This is a genomic window from Falsiroseomonas sp. RANM36 (assembly GCF_056682175.1).
Window position 1 is genome coordinate 246,331 of sequence record NZ_JBWXTD010000007.1, and the last position, 15,940, is coordinate 262,270.

The 15,940-nt window shown below is 72.4% G+C and carries 12 protein-coding genes and 1 pseudogene; 4 read left to right on the forward strand and 9 right to left on the reverse strand.

The window, feature by feature from the left end:
- Positions 1-76: 76 nt before the first annotated feature.
- The 3 genes and pseudogenes from AC1MIR_RS25345 to AC1MIR_RS25355 all read left to right on the forward strand — a co-directional run.
- A pseudogene (locus tag AC1MIR_RS25345) lies at positions 77-856 on the forward strand (NAD(P)/FAD-dependent oxidoreductase); the annotation flags it as partial.
- Between the two features lie 12 nt (positions 857-868).
- Positions 869-1,495: a carboxymuconolactone decarboxylase family protein gene (locus AC1MIR_RS25350; protein WP_480030948.1), complete on the forward strand. Its 627-nt coding sequence runs from the start codon at positions 869-871 to the stop codon at positions 1,493-1,495.
- A gap of 1 nt (position 1,496) precedes the next feature.
- Positions 1,497-2,576 (forward strand): pyridoxal phosphate-dependent aminotransferase, encoded by a 1,080-nt coding sequence (locus AC1MIR_RS25355; protein ID WP_480030949.1) that lies wholly within the window; start codon positions 1,497-1,499, stop codon positions 2,574-2,576.
- Here the strand turns inward: AC1MIR_RS25355 and AC1MIR_RS25360 are convergent.
- The 9 genes from AC1MIR_RS25360 to AC1MIR_RS25400 all read right to left on the reverse strand — a co-directional run bounded on the left by AC1MIR_RS25360 (position 2,570) and on the right by AC1MIR_RS25400 (position 14,044).
- Positions 2,570-3,682, reverse strand: a complete 1,113-nt coding sequence (locus AC1MIR_RS25360; protein ID WP_480030950.1) for an alpha-hydroxy acid oxidase — start codon at positions 3,680-3,682, stop codon at positions 2,570-2,572. The genes AC1MIR_RS25355 and AC1MIR_RS25360 overlap by 7 nt on opposite strands.
- Positions 3,683-3,735: 53 nt before the next feature.
- Positions 3,736-5,733: a glycogen debranching protein GlgX gene (gene glgX, locus AC1MIR_RS25365; RefSeq protein WP_480030951.1), complete on the reverse strand. Its 1,998-nt coding sequence runs from the start codon at positions 5,731-5,733 to the stop codon at positions 3,736-3,738.
- Entirely contained in the window at positions 5,723-7,168 is a 1,446-nt protein-coding gene (gene glgA / locus AC1MIR_RS25370; protein ID WP_480031007.1) for a glycogen synthase GlgA, read from the reverse strand. The genes glgX and glgA overlap by 11 nt, the downstream gene beginning before the upstream one ends.
- A gap of 10 nt (positions 7,169-7,178) precedes the next feature.
- The gene (glgC, locus tag AC1MIR_RS25375) at positions 7,179-8,447 is read right to left on the reverse strand and encodes a glucose-1-phosphate adenylyltransferase (RefSeq protein ID WP_480030952.1); all 1,269 of its coding nucleotides are present in this window, start codon (positions 8,445-8,447) and stop codon (positions 7,179-7,181) included.
- A gap of 87 nt (positions 8,448-8,534) precedes the next feature.
- A complete protein-coding gene (locus AC1MIR_RS25380) occupies positions 8,535-11,003 on the reverse strand; it encodes a glycogen/starch/alpha-glucan phosphorylase (RefSeq protein WP_480030953.1) in 2,469 nt (822 codons plus the stop codon).
- Positions 11,004-11,139: 136 nt separating this feature from the next.
- Positions 11,140-12,090 (reverse strand): glucokinase, encoded by a 951-nt coding sequence (locus tag AC1MIR_RS25385; protein WP_480030954.1) that lies wholly within the window; start codon positions 12,088-12,090, stop codon positions 11,140-11,142.
- Between the two features lie 39 nt (positions 12,091-12,129).
- Positions 12,130-12,438: a c-type cytochrome gene (locus tag AC1MIR_RS25390; protein ID WP_480030955.1), complete on the reverse strand. Its 309-nt coding sequence runs from the start codon at positions 12,436-12,438 to the stop codon at positions 12,130-12,132.
- Between the two features lie 17 nt (positions 12,439-12,455).
- Positions 12,456-13,208, reverse strand: a complete 753-nt coding sequence (locus AC1MIR_RS25395; protein ID WP_480030956.1) for an SDR family NAD(P)-dependent oxidoreductase — start codon at positions 13,206-13,208, stop codon at positions 12,456-12,458.
- Positions 13,209-13,300: 92 nt separating this feature from the next.
- Positions 13,301-14,044 (reverse strand): SDR family oxidoreductase, encoded by a 744-nt coding sequence (locus AC1MIR_RS25400; RefSeq protein WP_480030957.1) that lies wholly within the window; start codon positions 14,042-14,044, stop codon positions 13,301-13,303.
- Between the two features lie 166 nt (positions 14,045-14,210).
- On the opposite strand from AC1MIR_RS25400, the gene AC1MIR_RS25405 reads away from it, so the two are divergent.
- Positions 14,211-15,940, forward strand: a 1,730-nt coding sequence (locus AC1MIR_RS25405) for a transglutaminase family protein (protein WP_480030958.1), incomplete at its 3' end; no start/stop codon positions are given.

Sequence of the window (15,940 nt, forward strand, 5' to 3'; positions counted from 1 at the left end):
GGCGGCGGCGCTTCTGCACTGGCGCGGCACCCTCTCCGCCTAGCGCGCCGCGCGCGCCTCCCGCGCCGCCGCCGCCGGCCATGCGCGGCGCCGCGGCGCGGGGCTGGAGGTGCGGGCGCTCGATGCCGCCGGCGTCGCCGCGCTGCTGCCCGGCCTCGCGCCGGTCTTCGGCGGCGTGCTGATCCCCGCCTGCGGCCATGTGGATGATCCCGCCGGCGTCGCGAGGCTGCTGGAGGCGCGCTTCCGCGACCTCGGCGGCCAGCGCCGCGTCGCGCGCGTCGCTTCTGTCGCCGCCGAGGGCGCCGGGGTCGCGCTGCGCCTCTCGGACGGCACGCGCCTGATCGCACGGCACGCGGTGCTGGCCGCGGGCGCGCGCGCCGCGCCGCTGGCGCGCCAGGCCGGCCTTCGCCTGCCGCTCGCGAGCGAGCGCGGCTACCACGCCATGTTGCCCGACCCCGGCCTCGTGCTGCCCTTGCAGCTGATGGACGGCGACGGCGCCTATGCGCTGACCAGCATGGCCGCCGGGCTGCGCCTTGCCGGCACGGTGGAACTCGCGCATCCCGATGCGCCGCCCGATTGGCGCCGCGCGCGCATCCTGCTCGACCAGGCGCGGCGCCTGCTGCCGCGCCTGAACACCGAGGGCGCCGCCTTCTGGATGGGCCGTCGCCCCTCGCTGCCCGACGGGCTTCCGGCCCTCGGCACCGCGCCGCGCCTGCCCGCGCTGATCTGCGCGCTCGGCCATGGCCATAACGGCCTGACGCTCGGCGCGCTCACCGGCGAGGTCGTCGCACGCCTCGCCGCCGGGCGCGATCCCGGCCTCGACCTCGCCCCCTTCGCCCCCGCACGCTTCGCTTGAGAGGACCGCGCCATGCCCGCAACGGCCGACAACCCCGCCTGGATCCGCCTCGTCCCCTACGAGGAGAGCGAAGGGCATCTCCGCACGCTCTACGACCGGGTGAAGGGGCCGGGGGGGCTGATCGACAACGTGATGAAGGCGCACAGCCTGCGGCCGCACACGATGGAAGGCCACAGCGCGCTGTACAAGTCGGTGCTGCACCACACCGGCAACAGCATGCCCGTGTGGTTCCTGGAATGCCTCGCCGTGTACACCTCGCTGGCCAACAAGTGCGACTACAGCGTGGCGCATCACTTCGCCGGGCTGTCGCGCCTGCTGCAGGACGAGGCCCGCGCCGGCGCGATCTACAAGGCCTTCGCCGCGACGAGGCCGGAGGCGGTCTTCGCCGGCAAGGAACTCGCGCTGCTGCGCTACGTCCGCAAGCTCACGCTCGAGCCGCAGCGGATGGAGGAAGCCGACATCCTCGCGCTGCGCGAGGCCGGCGCCACCGACGGCGAGATCCTGGAGGCCAACCAGGTCTGCGCCTATTTCAACTACTCGAACCGCCTGCTGAACGGCCTGGGCGTGACGACGCAGGGCGACATCCTCGGCACCTCGCCGCCCAACACGGACAGCCTGGACGACTGGGAGCACCGCTGAGATGCGCGCGGCCTGGGCGCGCGGCTGGATCCGCGCCCTGCCGACCTATGCCGCGCCGACCGAGCCGCAGGGCCCCGACCTTGTGCCGCTGCACCTGAACGAAAGCCCCTGGCCGCCGAGCCCGCGCGCGGTCGCCGCCGCGCAGGCCGCCTGCGCCGGGGTGAACCGCTACCCGGATGTGCTCGGCCGTCGCCTGGCCGCGGCGCTCGCCGCGCGCACCGGCGTGCCGGCTTCGCGCATCGTCTTCGGTGCCGGCAGCGACGAGCTGATCCACCTGCTCTGCCAGGCGGCGCTGGAGCCCGGGCGATCCTGCGTGATGCCCGCGCCCTCCTTCCCGCGCTACCTCTCCGGCACGCGCATCCAGGGCGCCGCGCCGATCGCCGTGAAGCTGACCGAGGCGGGCGCCAACGATCCCGCCGCGCTGGCCGCGGCGGTGCGCGCCGACACGGCGCTGGTCTTCGCCTGCACGCCCAACCCGCCCTCCGGCGGCGCCCTGGCGGTGGAGGATCTCGCGCGGCTGGGGCGTGCCGTGCCACCCGATGTGCTGCTCGCGGTGGACGAGGCCTATGTCGAGTTCGCGCCGCCCGGCGCCGATGCGCTGTCCGCGCTCGCCGCGCGCGACGGCCCCTGGGTGGTGCTGCGCACCTTCTCCAAGGCGCATGGCCTGGCGGGGCTGCGCATCGGCTACGCGCTCTGCTCCGATGACGACACGGCGGAAATGCTGAAGCGCATCCGGCTGCAATTCGCCGTCGGCGCACCGGCCTATGCGGCGGCCGAGGCCTCGCTCGCCGACACCGCGCATCTCGCGCGCAATGTCGCGGCGGTGGCGGCGGAACGGGCGCGGCTGGCCGAAGGGCTCGCGGCGCTCGGCCTGCGAGTCTGGCCCTCGGCGGCGAATTTCGTCTCGGCCACGCTGCCGGTCCCGGCGGCGCGGGTGATCGCCGCGCTGGGCGCCCGCGGCATCCTGGTGCGGGACTGGCGCGACCCGCGCTTCGTGCACGAGATCCGCATCACCGTCGGCCTGCCGCGCGAGACCGACGCCGTGCTCGCCGTGCTGCCCGGGATCCTGGCCGCTCAGTAGCCCCGCTCTGGCTCCGCGAGCAGCGGGAAGGCGGAGTGGACATGCGGCGGCGCCGTCGGCGCCGCGGCGACGACCTGGTTGCGCTCCACCTCCGCGAAGCGCGTCGCGCCGAGCAGGCCGAGGCAGGTCTGCACCTCGTCCTCCAGCAGCTGCAGCACGCGCAGCACGCCCTGCTCGCCCGCCGCCGCCAGGCCGTAGCAGTAGAGCCGACCGATCCCGACCAGCTCCGCGCCCATCGCCACCGCCTTCACCAGGTCCGTGCCGCGGCTGATGCCGCCATCCATCCACACCCGCGCTTTCCCACCCACTGGGCCACCGACGGCCTGCACGACCTCCGGCAGCACCGCGAGCGAGCCGCGCCCATGGTCCAGCTGGCGTCCGCCATGGTTCGAGACATAGACCACCTGCACGCCGTGCTGCACCGCGATCTCGGCATCCTCGGCCATGCCGATGCCCTTGAGGATCAGCGTGACGTCCGGGTGCTTCTCCCGGAAGCGGGCGATGTCGGACCAGGCCAGCGCGGCCTGGTAGTTCATCCCCTCCGACCTTGCGCGCCAATGCTTCACGAAGCGCTTGGCAATGTCGCGCTCGCGCCGGCTGTAATGCGCGCTGTCCACGGTGATGCAGAAGGCGTCGTAGCCGGCATCCATCGCGCGCTTCACATGGTCGTCCACGAAATCCGGGCCGCCCCGGACATAGAGCTGGAAGATCTTCGGCCCGTCGCCCGTCGCCTTCGCGCTTTCCTCGAGCCCCGGCTGCGTGACCGAGGAGACCATGATCGGCACGCCGAAGGCCGCCGCCGCCCGGCCCGCCGTCGCCGCCCCGCCCGGCTCGAAGCTGTCGAGCGAGCCGACCGGGCAGAGCATCACCGGCAGCCGGATCTTGCGCCGGCCGAGGAAGGTCGCGCTGCTGTCCACCTTGCTGACGTCGCGCAGCACGCGCGGGCGGAACGCGACGGAATCCAGCGCGGCGCGGTTGCGCTGCATCGTCGTCTCGGTCTCGGTGGCGCCGACCAGGTAGTCCCAGATATTCGCATTCAGCTTGAGCTTCGCCGCCTTCACCAGCTCGTGCAGCGTCTGGAAGCGTTCCTGGCCTTCGCTCGACATGGTTCTCCCCGCGGATCTGAGGCGCGCATCCTGCCCCGGCCGGGCGCGCCTTCCTAGACGGCCGGCGTGGCGGGGTCGGGGGCCGCCTCCGCCAGCAGCAGCACGCCGCGCGCGGGCAGCGCCGCCGGCGGCTCCGTCCGCGCCGGGTCGCTGCTGTCTGCCAGCAGCGACCATCGCCGCCCCGGCGCGGGCGCGGGCAAGGCCAGCGGCAGCGCTTCCTCGCCCGCATTCAGCGCCAGGATGCAGCGGTCGTCCTGCGCGGCCAGCAGCAGGACCAGCGCGCGGCGCTCAGGGTCGTGCCAGTCCGCCTCCGTCATCGGCAGGCCATCCGGCCGCAGCCAGGCCGCGTCGCCGTCGCCGCTGAGCGGCGCATCGTCATGCAGCGCGGGATGCGCCAGCCGCGCCGCGACCAGCCGCGCGGCGAAGCCGACGAGGTCCTGGTCCATGCCCGCCCAGTCGAGCCAGCCGGTCGGGTTGTCCTGCGCATAGGCGTTGTTGTTGCCGCCCTGGCTGCGCCCCGCCTCGTCGCCCATGGCCAGCATCGGCGTGCCACGCGCCGCGAGCAGCGTGGCGAGCAGCGCGCGGATGTCGGCGCGCCGCCGCGCACGGATCGCCGGGTCGTCGCTCGGCCCTTCCACCCCGTTGTTCCAGGCGTGGTCGGCATCGCTGCCGTCGCGGTTCTCCTCGCCATTGGCGTGGTTGCGCTTCGCGGTGAAGCTGACGAGGTCGGCCAGCGTGAAGCCGTCATGCGCGGCGACGAAATTCACGCTGTCCGACAGCGGGCGGCCGCGGAACGCGTCGGCGGACCCCGCCAGCCGCGTCGCCAGCGCGCCGACCATCCCCGCATCGCCGCGCCAGAAGCGTCGGACATCGTCGCGGAAGCGATCGTTCCACTCCCCCCAGCCCGGCGGGAAGGCGCCGAGGCGATAGCCCCCGGCCCCGATGTCCCAGGGCTCCGCGATGATCAGCCTGTCGCGCAGCAGCGGATCCTGGCGCATCGCCTGGATAAGCGGCGCATCGCGGTCGAACCCGGTCTCGCGCCGCGCCAAAGTGGTGGCGAGATCGAGGCGCAGCCCGTCGAAGCCGGCCGCCACCCAGTGCCGCAGCGCATCCATCGCCAGCCGCAGCGGCCATGGGCGATCCAACGCCAGCGTATTGCCGCAGCCCGCATGGTCCACGTAGCGCCCATGGCTGAGACGGTAGAAGGCGGCGTTGCCGAGACCCTTCAACGACAGTGTCGGCCCAAGCGCATCGCCTTCGCCGCTGTGGTTCAGCACGACGTCGAGGATCGCCGCGATGCCCGCCTCCTGCAGCGCGCGGAGGGCCGCCTGCACCTCGGCCATGCCGCCCGGCGCAAGCCGCGGATCGGGGCAGAGGAAGGCGACGGGATTGTAGCCCCAGTAGTTCGTCAGTCCGAGCGGCGGCAGGTGCCGCTCATCCACCCAGGCCGCCGCCGGCATGATCTCCACCGCCGTCACGCCGAGCCGGCGGAGATGCCCGATCGCCGCCGGATGGGCGAGGCCGGCGAAGGTGCCGCGGATCGCCGCCGGCACCTCCGGATGCAGCGCGGTGAAGCCCTTCGCATGCAGCTCGTAGATCACCTGCGGCCCGCGCGGCGCGGGGCGTGGCGGGGCAGGGGAGAGGGGTGCGGAGAGGATCGCCTTCGGCACGAAGGGCGCGCTGTCCGCGGGATCCGGCCGCTCGCCGGTGTCGAACAGCGCGGGATGCAGCGCGAAGGGGCGATCCAGCGCGCGTGCCCAGGGGTCCACCAGCAGCTTCTGCTCGTTGAAGCGATGGCCGCGCTCCGGGTCCCACGGACCCTGCACGCGGAGGCCGTAGCGCAGACCCGCCGCGGCGCCGGCGATTGCGCCGTGATGGACCTCGCCCCTGCGCCCCGGCAGCCGGATGCGCGCCACCTCCCGGTCCCGCGCGTCGAACAGGCAGACGAACACCGCATCCGCATGCGGTGCGGGGAAGGCGCAATTGGCGCCGTCCGCGGTGATGGTCGCACCGAGCGGCTCCGGCGAGCCGGCCGCGGCCTCAGCCCGCATCCGCCACCATGTCCCGGAACAGCGCCGCATAGCGCGCGGCGGAGCGCGACCAGGAGACATCCGTGCGCAGCGCATTCGCCTGCAGCCGCCGCCACAACGTCTGGTCGCGCCACAGCCGCGCCACGCGCAGCACCGTCGCGGCCAGCATCTCCTGCGTCACCGGCGAGAAGTGGAAACCCGTGCCGATGCCCTCGGCCAGCGCCATCTCGTTCGCGTCCACCACGCTGTCCACCAGCCCGCCGACATGCGCGACCAGCGGCAGCGCGCCGTAGCGCAGCGCCGCCAGCTGCGCGAGGCCGCAGGGTTCGAAGCGGCTCGGCACCAGGATCACGTCGGCGCCGGCATAGACCAGTCGCGCCAGCGCCTCGTCGAAGCCGACATGCGCGCCGACGCGCCCGGGATGCGCCGCGGCCGCGCCGCGGCAGCCTTCCTCCAGCCCCCATTCGCCGCTGCCGAGCAAAGCGAGCTGCGCGCCCTCGCCGAGCATGGTCGGGACCGCGCCCAGCAGCATGTCCACGCCCTTCTGCCAGGCGAGCCTGCCCACGAAGCCGAAGAGCAGCGTGTCGGGCGACTCCGCCAGCCCCATGCGCCGCTGCAACGCCGTCTTGTTCGCCGCGCGCGCGGACGGATCGGCGGCGGAAAAGCGCGCCGCCAGGCGCGGGTCGCGCGCGGGGTCGAAATCCGTCGTGTCGAGCCCGTTCAGGATGCCGGAGACATGCCCGCCGCGGCCGCGCAGCAGGCCATCGAGCCCCATGCCGAGCGCCGGCGTGCCGATCTCCGCCGCATAGGTCGGCGAGACGGTGGTGATGCGGTCGGCGTACCAAAGCCCGGCCTTCAGGTACCCCACCGAGCCGTAATACTCGACGCCCTCCACCGACAGCGCCTGCGCCGGCAGGCCGAGCCGGGGAAACAGCGACAGCGGGAACTGCCCCTGGAAGGCCAGGTTGTGCACCGTGAACAGCGCGGGCTTGCGCCGGCCCGGCGCGAAGCGGAGATAGGCCGGCACCAGCCCGGCCTGCCAGTCATGCGCATGCACCGCATCGAAGGACAGGCCGCGCAGCCCGCCCGTCGCGGCGAGCGCCGCCGCGACGCCGAGCGCGGCGAAGCGGACGCCGTTGTCCTCCCACTCGGCGCCATGCGGGGCCAGGTACGGATTGCCGGGGCGGTCGAACAGATGCGGCGCGTCCAGCGCCAGCAGGTCGAGGCCAGCGGCGGTGCCGTGCAGCAGCCGCGCCGGCCCGCCGAACAGCGCGTCGAGGCGGCGCAGCACGGTCGCGGCGCCAAGCGCCTTCAGCACCGCCGGATAGCCCGGAAGCAGCGTGGTGACGGCGACCTGCTGCCGCGCGAGCACGGCGGGCAGCGCGCCGACGACATCGGCCAGCCCGCCGGTCTTGACCAGCGGCGCGCATTCCGACGCGACCGCGAGGACGCGCAGCGCCATCGGGTCAGCCGAGCCTGTCGAGCATCGCCTGGGTGATCAGGCAGATCCCCTTCTCGGTGCGGCGGAAGCGGCGCGCATCCTCCGCCGGATCCTCGCCGACCACGAGCTTGTCCGGGATACGCACGCCGCGGTCCACCACCACGTTCTTCAGCCGCGCGCCGCGCCCGACATCCACATAGGGCAGCAGCACCGCGCCCTCCGCGCTGGCGAAGGAATGCATGTGCACGCCGGTGAACAGCAGCGAGCGCTTGGCGCTGGCGCCCGAGAGGATGCATGCGCCCGACACCAGGCAGGAGATGGCCTCGCCGCGCCGCCCGTCCTGGTCGTGCACGAACTTCGCCGGCGGCGTGACCTCGGCATAGGTCCAGATCGGCCAGTCGCGGTCGAACAGGTCGAGCTGGGGAACCACGTCGGTGAGATCGATATTGGCTTCCCAGTAGGCGTCCACCGTGCCCGCGTCGCGCCAGTAGGGCGCCGCCTCGGAGGAGGAGCGAACGCAGGAAGCCTCGAAGCGATGCGCCACGGCCTTCCCGTTCGCGACCAGGAAGGGGATGATGTCGCGGCCGAAGTCGCGCTGGCTGCCGGGCGTCGCGGCGTCGCGGCGGAGCTGGTCGAACAGCAGCTTCGTCTCGAACACGTAGATCCCCATGGAGGCCAGCGCCATGTCCTCCTGCCCGGGGATGCCCGGCGGGTCCTTCGGCTTCTCGACGAAGGCGATGATGCGGTCGTCGGCGTCCACATGCATCACGCCGAAACCCGTGGCCTCCATGCGCGGCACCGTGACGCAGCCAACCGTCACGTCGGCGCCGCTTTCCACGTGCTGGGCCAGCATGCGCTCGTAGTCCATCTTGTAGATGTGGTCGCCGGCCAGGATGACCATGTAGCGCGGCGCCGCGTCCTCGATGATGTCGATGTTCTGGTACACGGCGTCGGCGGTGCCCTCGTACCAGGCCGTCTCGCTGGTGCGCTGGCTGGCGGGCAGGATGTCGAAGCTCTCGTTCCGCTCGGGGCGGAAGAAGTTCCAGCCGCGCTGCAGGTGGCGGATCAGGCTGTGGGCCTTGTACTGCGTCGCCACCGCCACGCGGCGGATGCCGGAATTCACGGCGTTGGACAGCGCGAAGTCGATGATGCGCGACTTGCCGCCGAAGAACACCGCCGGCTTGGCGCGCCGGTCGGTCAGCTCCATCAGCCGCGACCCGCGTCCGCCCGCCAGCACGAAGGCCATGGCGCCGCGCGCCAGCGGCGCCGAAGAGGTGTCCGCGCTACCTGCCATCGTCCGCCTCCCAGCGTTTGGCGGCATCATCGGCCACCGGCGTCGCCGTGGCCAGCGGAAGAGTGGCCGGCGCGGCTCGCGGGCCGCTCATCCGCGCCTCGCCGGCACGTGCCAGACCTCGGCGGCATACTCCGCGATCGTCCGGTCGGAGGAGAACCAGCCGACATTCGCCGTGTTCAGCACGGCCGAGCGCCACCAGCGGTCGGGCTCGCGCCAGCGGCGGCTCACCTCGCGCTGCGTCCCGTAGTAGCTGTCGAAATCGGCGGTCACCATGAACCAGTCGTCGCCGCGCAGCCCCGCGACCAGCTCCTTGTAGCGGTCGGGCTCGTCCGGCGAGAAGACGCCCTTCTCGATCTGCTCCAGCGCCTCCGCCAGACGGCGGGACCGCGCCACCGCCGTCGCGCCGCGCCAGCCGGAGCGACGATGCTCCTCCACCTCCTCGGTCGTCAGGCCGAAGATGAAGATGTTGTCGTCGCCGACATGCTCCTTGATCTCCACATTCGCGCCGTCCAGCGTGCCGATGGTCAGCGCGCCGTTCAGCGCGAACTTCATGTTGCCGGTGCCGGACGCCTCCATCCCCGCGGTGGAGATCTGCTCCGACAGGTCGGCCGCCGGCACGATCAGCTCCGCCAGCGAGACGTTGTAGTTCGGCAGGAACACCAGCTTCAGCAGGTCGCGCACGGTCGGGTCGCTGTTGACCACGCGCGCCACGTCGTGCGCCAGCTTGATGATCGTCTTGGCGCGGTGGTAGCTCGCCGCCGCCTTGCCGGCCAGGATCTTCACCCGCGGCACCCAGTTGCGCGTCGGCTGGCTGCGGATCTCGTCGTAGAGCGCGACCGCCTCCAGCACGTTCAGGAGCTGGCGCTTGTACTCGTGGATGCGCTTGATCTGGACATCGAAGATCGCGCTGGTGTCGAGCTGCAGGTAGAAGCGCTCCCGCACCAGCTTGGCCAGCGCCTCCTTGTTCGCCCGCTTCACCGCCGCGAAGCGGTCGCGGAAGGCGGCGTCCTCCGCCAGCGGGCGGAGCTGCTCGAGCGCGCGCTCGTCGTCGAGCACCGCGGGGCCGACGGCGTCCACCAGCAGCGAGGTCAGGCCCGGATTGGCCTGCTGCAGCCAGCGGCGGAAGGTGATCCCGTTCGTCTTGTTGGTGATCCGGCCCGGCGCGATGCGATCGAAGTCGGCGAACACCGTCTTCCTCAGCAGGTCGGTGTGCAGCGCGGAGACGCCGTTGACCTTGTGCGAGCCCACGAAGGCCAGGTGGCCCATGCGCACGCGCCGGCCATGCCCTTCCTCGATCAGCGACACGGCGGGCAGCAGCGCGTCCTCGCCAGGGAAGCGCTGGCGCACGTCGTCGAGATGCAGCGCGTTGATCAGGTAGATCATCTGCATGTGCCGCGGCAGCATTCGCTCCATCAGCGGCACCGGCCAGCTCTCCAGCGCCTCGGGCAGCAGGGTGTGGTTGGTGTAGGAGATCGTGCCCCGCGTCGCCTGCCAGGCTTCGTCCCAGGAGAGGTCGTGCAGGTCGATCAGGATGCGCATCAGCTCCGCCACCGCGATCGCCGGATGCGTGTCGTTCAGCTGCACCGCCACCCGCTCGGGCAGGCTGCGCAGGTCCCCATGCACGCGCAGGTGCCGCCGCACCAGGTCCTGCAGCGCGGCGGAGGTGAAGAAGTATTCCTGCCGCAGCCGCAGCTCCTGCCCGGCCGGCGTCTCGTCGGACGGATAGAGCAGCTTCGAGATGCTCTCGTGCCGCACCTGCTCGGACAGCGCGCCGACGAAGTCGCCGCGGTTGAAGGCGTCGAGGCGCAGCGGATCGGCGGCGCGCGCCGACCACAGCCGCAGCGTGTTCACATGCACCCCGCGCCAGCCGACGATCGGCGTGTCATAGGCCACCGCCTGCACCGTCTCGGCCGGCTTCCAGACATGGCGCACCCGCGCCTCGCTGATCGCCACCGCCTCCACCGTGCCGCCGAAGCCGATCTCGTGCGCGATCTCGGGCCGCGCGAATTCCCAGGGATTGCCGAAGCCGAGCCAGGTCTCGGGATATTCCAGCTGCCGGCCGTCGCGGATGAGCTGGCGGAACAGCCCGTGATCGTAGCGGATGCCGTAGCCGAAGGCCGGGATGGCGAGCGTCGCCATGCTTTCCATGAAGCAGGCGGCAAGCCGTCCCAGGCCGCCATTGCCCAGCGCCGCGTCGGGCTCGGCCTCCCGCAGCGCCTCGAAGGAGACCCCGAGTTCCCCGAGCGCCGCCTTCACCTCATCGGTCAGCAGCAGGTTGGAGACGTTGTCGCGCAGCAGCCGCCCGATCAGGAACTCCAGGCTCAGGTAGTAGACCTGCTTCGCGCCCGTGTCGTAGCTCGCGCGCGTCTGGTCGATCCAGCGGTCCACGATCCGGTCGCGGACGGCCAGCGCGGTGGCGATGAACCAGTCGCGATCGCGCGCGCCGAGCCGGCTCTTTCCCAGGTCGTAGGTGAGCTTGTGCAGGATCGCGTCGCGCAGCGGCAGCCGGGATGCGCTGGGCTCGGCAGGCGTGATCTTCGGCGGCGTGGTGTCCATCGTGCTCCGCGTTCCTTTCGGCGGTTCGTGCCGGAAAGCGCCTCCCCCGCGGCGTCGCTGCGCCTTGGGGTCATTTCTGCCCGACGGTGAAGGGGATTAGAAGCGTCGTCTCGCCGGTTCGTGGAGGCCGGCCGGCCTATGCATCCGTCAGGCGCGCCAGCGCCGCAAGCCCGAGGAAGGCGGGGGCGGGGTGGACCACCAGCGCCAGCGGGATGCGCGCCATCCAGTCCTGCATCGGCGCCTTGGCCGTGAAGCGGGTCCGGAAGGCGGCGGCATCGAGCCGGTCGGCAAGCCGCGGCAGGATGCCGCCCGAGAGGAACACGCCGCCCCGCGCGCCCCAGGCCAGCGCCAGGTCGCCGGCGGTCCCGGCTAGGAAATTCAGGAACATCTCCACCGTCTCCGCCGCGACCGGGCAGCTTCCGGCGGCGGCGAGGATCTCCGGCGCGGCGCGCGCCGGCACCCTCGCCGACCGCAGCCCGGCGAGCACGGCGTGCAGGTTGGCCAGGCCCTGGCCCGACAGCGCCTCCTCCGCGCCGGCACGGCCGCAGTGGCGGCGGAGCGCGGCCACCACCGCGTCCTCCCGCTCATCGGTCGGGGCCAGGCCGATATGCCCGCCTTCGGTCGGCACCGCCGTGCCGGTCTCCGGCAGGAAGCCGGCCACGCCGAGCCCGGTGCCGGGTCCCAGCACCAGCATCGGTGCCCCCGCCGCGCGCGCGCCGTCGCCGATCGGCTGCAGGTCGCCGGGGCCGAGCCAGGGCAGCGCCTGCGCCTGCGCCAGGAAGTCGTTGACCAGCCGGACGCGGCGGAAGCCGAAGCGTGCCGAGAGCGCCGTGGAGGAGACCTGCCAGTCCGCGTTGGTCAGCCGTACCGGCTCGTCCAGCACCGGCCCGGCGAGCGCCAGGACCGCGCGGTCCACCCCGCCTTCGGGTGCGAGCGCGGCCAGCGCCGTGGCCATCGCGTCTTCCACCGTCGCGAAGCCTGCCACCGGCAGGACCAGGGGCGGGCCGTGCGCCGCGCCGTCCATCAGCGCGAAGCGGGCATTCGTCCCGCCGATATCGGCCAGCAGGGCCTTCGGGCGCTGCGCCATCCGTTCAGGCCGGCGATGGCCGACGGCCGGTGCCGCTATTCACCGCGCGCCGCCCTGCGCCTTCACATAGGCCGCCAGGTCCTGCGCCTGGCGCAGCGTCAGCCCATGGTCGGGCATGCCGGCATGGGGCGTGCGCAGGAAGGTGGCGATCGCCTCCTCGGTGCGGCCGGGCCGCTCCGCGATCGCCTGGAAGGGCGGCACCGCATCCGAAACCGGGCCGGGCCCGCCGCGGGCGATCAGATGGCAGTTGGCGCACCACTGCTCGGCAAGCTGCCGACCCTCCGCGGGATCGGCCGCCTGCGCGGCGATCGGCAAGGCCAGGAACAGCAGTGGCAGACTCCAGCGCATGCAACGACCCTTTCCGATCAATACGTCGCCCGCCCGCCCGAGATGTCGAACACCGCCCCGGTCGAGAAGGAGCAGTCGGGGCTGGCCAGCCAGCAGATGAGCGAGGCGATCTCCTCCACCTCCACGAAGCGTCCCATCGGGATCTTCGACAGCATGAAGGCGATGTGCGCCTCCGTCATCTGGTTGAAGATGTCGGTCTTGGCCGCCGCCGGGGTCACGCAGTTCACCAGCACGCCCTTCTGCGCCAGTTCCTTTGCCAGCGACTTGGTGTAGCCGATCAGCCCGGCCTTGGAGGCGCTGTAATGCGCCGCGTTCGGGTTGCCCTCCTTCCCGGCGACGGAGGCGACATTCACCACCCGCCCCCAGCCATTCGCCAGCAGATGCGGCACCAGGGCCGAGGCGACGATGAAGGGGGCGTTCAGGTTCACATCCATCACCTGCCGCCACTGCGCCACCGGGATCTCCCAGCTCGGCGCGTTGCCGCCGGTGATGCCGGCATTGTTGACCAGGATGTCGAGCTTGCCATGCGCCGCCAGCGTCCGCGTCGCCGCCTCCGCCACCGCGAGATCATCCGTCAGGTCCAGCACCTCGGCCGTGACGCTGCCATCGGCGGCGAGCGCCGCCCGACTTTCCTCGGTCTTCGCCGCGTCCATGTCCCAGATCGAGACGGCGGCGCCGGAGGCCACCAGCCGCCGCGCCACCGCCAGGCCGATGCCGCGCGCGCCGCCGGTCACCACCGCGACGCGCCCGGCGAGGTCGAGCTTGTTCACTTGCGTTCTCCCATGCGATTCACGCCTGCGGTGCTCGCCGTCCTGCGGGCGTCTGCGCCCTCCGGCGACCGCATGGGCGTCTCCTCCCGTGCTCAGCCGCGGCCCACGAAGGGCATCTTGGTGGCCATGATCGTCATGGTCAGCACATTGGTCTCGAGCGGCCAGTCGGCCATCTGCGCCACCGCGCGGCCGACATGGGCCACGTCCATCAGCGGCTCCGGCTTGATGGACCAGTCCGCCTGCGGCACGCCGCGGGCCATCCGCTCGGCCATCGCGGTCATCGCGTTGCCGATGTCGATCTGCCCCACCGCGATGTCGAAGCGGCGCCCGTCCAGGTTCATGGACTTGGTCAGCCCCGTCACGGCGTGCTTCGTCGCGGTGTAGGGCGCGCTGCCCGGCCGCGGCGCATGCGCGCTGATCGAGCCGTTGTTGATGATCCGCCCGCCCTGCGGCGACTGCTCCTTCATCATGCGGAAGGCGGCGTGGCCGCAGAGGAACATCCCGTCCAGGTTGACCGCGACCACGGAGCGCCACTGCGCCCAGCTCAGCTCCTCGAAGGGCGTGCCGGGGACATTGGTGCCGGCATTGTTGAACAGCAGGTCGAGCCGCCCGAACTCCGCCTTCAGCTTGCCGAAGGCCGCCTCGACCGAGGCGGGGTCGCTGACATCGGCCGGCAGCGCCAGGGTGCGCGCGGTGCCGCAGAGGCCTGCCGTTTCCGCGAGCATCTCCGCCCGCCGCCCGAGCAGGCCCACCGCCCAGCCGGCTTCCGCCAGCGCCACCGCCGCGGCGCGCCCGACGCCAGAACCCGCACCGGTGACCAGCGCATACCTCGCCATGAAAGCCCTTCCCCGTTCCGTGTGAGACGTGCCGGGAAGGTGCGCCGCGACCGATCCCCTGTCCAGGCGCATCCCTGGCATGCCGCTTGCCGTCATCGTTCCGCCCTTGCCGCCGGTGGCGCTCCAATGGGATAGCGAAGCGAACTCCCAGGACCTCCCCCACGCCATGAGTATCCACGCCGCCCTCACGCACCGCACGCGCTACAGCTACGACCGGCTGGTGGGCCTCTCGCCCCAGCTCATCCGGCTGCGCCCGGCGCCGCACAGCCGCACGCCGGTGCTGTCCTATTCGCTGGACATCGCGCCCAAGCCGCATTTCCTGAACTGGGTGCAGGACCCGCAGGGCAATTTCTGCGCCCGCGTGGTGTTCCCCGAGCGCGTGCGCTTCTTCGAGGTCACGGTGGACCTCGTCGCCGACATGGCGACGATCAATCCCTTCGACTTCTTCGTGGAGCCGCAGGCCGAAAGCTTTCCCTTCGCCTACGACCCGGTGCTGGCCGAGGAACTCGCCCCCTTCCGCCGCGTGACCGCGCCCGGCCCGCTGCTCGACGCCTACGTGCGAAAAATCCCGCGCGAGGCGCCGAACACGGTCAACTTCCTGGTGGACCTGAACCAGCGCCTCGCGGCCGAGATCGACTACATCGTGCGCCTCGAGCCCGGGGTCTGGACGCCGGAGCAGGTGCTGTCCAACCGCAAGGGCTCCTGCCGCGATTCCGGCTGGCTGCTGGTCAACATCCTGCGCCATCTCGGCTTCGCCGCGCGCTTCGTCTCCGGCTACCTGATCCAGCTGGTCCCCGACGTGAAGCCGGTGGAAGGCCCCGCCGGCCCGTCGGCCGACTTCACCGACCTGCATGCCTGGTGCGAGGTCTATGTGCCGGGAGCCGGCTGGATCGGCCTCGATCCCACCTCCGGCCTGCTGGCCGGCGAGGGCCACATCCCCCTCGCCGCAACGCCCGAGCCCGCCTCCGCCGCGCCGATCACCGGCGCCTCCGACAAGGCCGAGGTCGAGTTCGACTTTCGCATGGAAGTCCGGCGGATCGCCGAGACGCCGCGCGTCACGAAACCCTACACCGACGCGCAATGGGCCGCGGTGCAGGCCATGGGCGCGCGGGTGGATGCCGCGCTGGAGGTGGGCGAGGTGCGCCTCACGCTCGGCGGCGAACCGACCTTCGTGGCCGATTCCGACCGCGATGCGCCGGAATGGAACACCGACGCGCTCGGCCCCACCAAGCGCCGCTTCGCGGGCAAGCTGCTGCGCCGCCTGCAGCCGCTCTGGTCGCCCGGCGCCGCGCTGACTTACGCGCAGGGCAAGTGGTATCCGGGCGAGCAGCTCCCCCGCTGGGCGCTGTACTGCCATTGGCGCGCGGATGGCGAGCCGGTCTGGACCGACCCCACGCTGCTCGCTTCCGACGACGATACGGGCGACGCCACGCCGAAGGACGCCGCGGAGTTCGCCACGCTGCTGGCCGGCAAGCTCGGCGTGGACCCGCGGCTGCGCATCCCGGGCCATGAGGACATCCACTACTATCTGTGGCGGGAGGGCCGCCTGCCCGCCAACGTCCTGGCGGAGGACAGCAGGCTCCGGGACCCGATGGAGCGCGAGCGGCTGCGCCGCGTCTTCGGCCAGGGCCTGGCCGGCGAGGTGGGCTCCGCCCTGCCGCTGCGCCGCGGCGGCGTCGGCGCCGACCGCGTCTGGGAAAGCGGGCGCTGGAGTTTTCGGGACGGCGCGATGTTCCTGATCCCCGGCGACAGCCCGATGGGTTTGCGGCTGCCGCTCGACAGCCTGCCCTGGGCGAGCGAAGCCAGCATCGAGGCGGAGTGGGAGGCCGACCCCTTCGCGCCGCGCAGCGCCCTCGCGGCGCGGCGCGACTATCCCCCCCGCCCCCGGCCCCCGCG

Bases quoted from the DNA above. Each gene is read 5' to 3' on its own strand.
- AC1MIR_RS25385 (WP_480030954.1), bottom strand. From the start codon at position 12,090: ATGGCGCAGCGCCCGAAGGCCCTGCTGGCCGATATCGGCGGGACGAAT.
- AC1MIR_RS25400 (WP_480030957.1), bottom strand. From the start codon at position 14,044: ATGGCGAGGTATGCGCTGGTCACCGGTGCGGGTTCTGGCGTCGGGCGC.
- glgC (WP_480030952.1), bottom strand. From the start codon at position 8,447: ATGGCAGGTAGCGCGGACACCTCTTCGGCGCCGCTGGCGCGCGGCGCC.
- AC1MIR_RS25360 (WP_480030950.1), bottom strand. From the start codon at position 3,682: ATGTCGAGCGAAGGCCAGGAACGCTTCCAGACGCTGCACGAGCTGGTG.
- AC1MIR_RS25350 (WP_480030948.1), top strand. From the start codon at position 869: ATGCCCGCAACGGCCGACAACCCCGCCTGGATCCGCCTCGTCCCCTAC.
- AC1MIR_RS25355 (WP_480030949.1), top strand. From the start codon at position 1,497: ATGCGCGCGGCCTGGGCGCGCGGCTGGATCCGCGCCCTGCCGACCTAT.
- glgX (WP_480030951.1), bottom strand. From the start codon at position 5,733: ATGCGGGCTGAGGCCGCGGCCGGCTCGCCGGAGCCGCTCGGTGCGACC.
- AC1MIR_RS25390 (WP_480030955.1), bottom strand. From the start codon at position 12,438: ATGCGCTGGAGTCTGCCACTGCTGTTCCTGGCCTTGCCGATCGCCGCG.
- AC1MIR_RS25380 (WP_480030953.1), bottom strand. From the start codon at position 11,003: ATGGACACCACGCCGCCGAAGATCACGCCTGCCGAGCCCAGCGCATCC.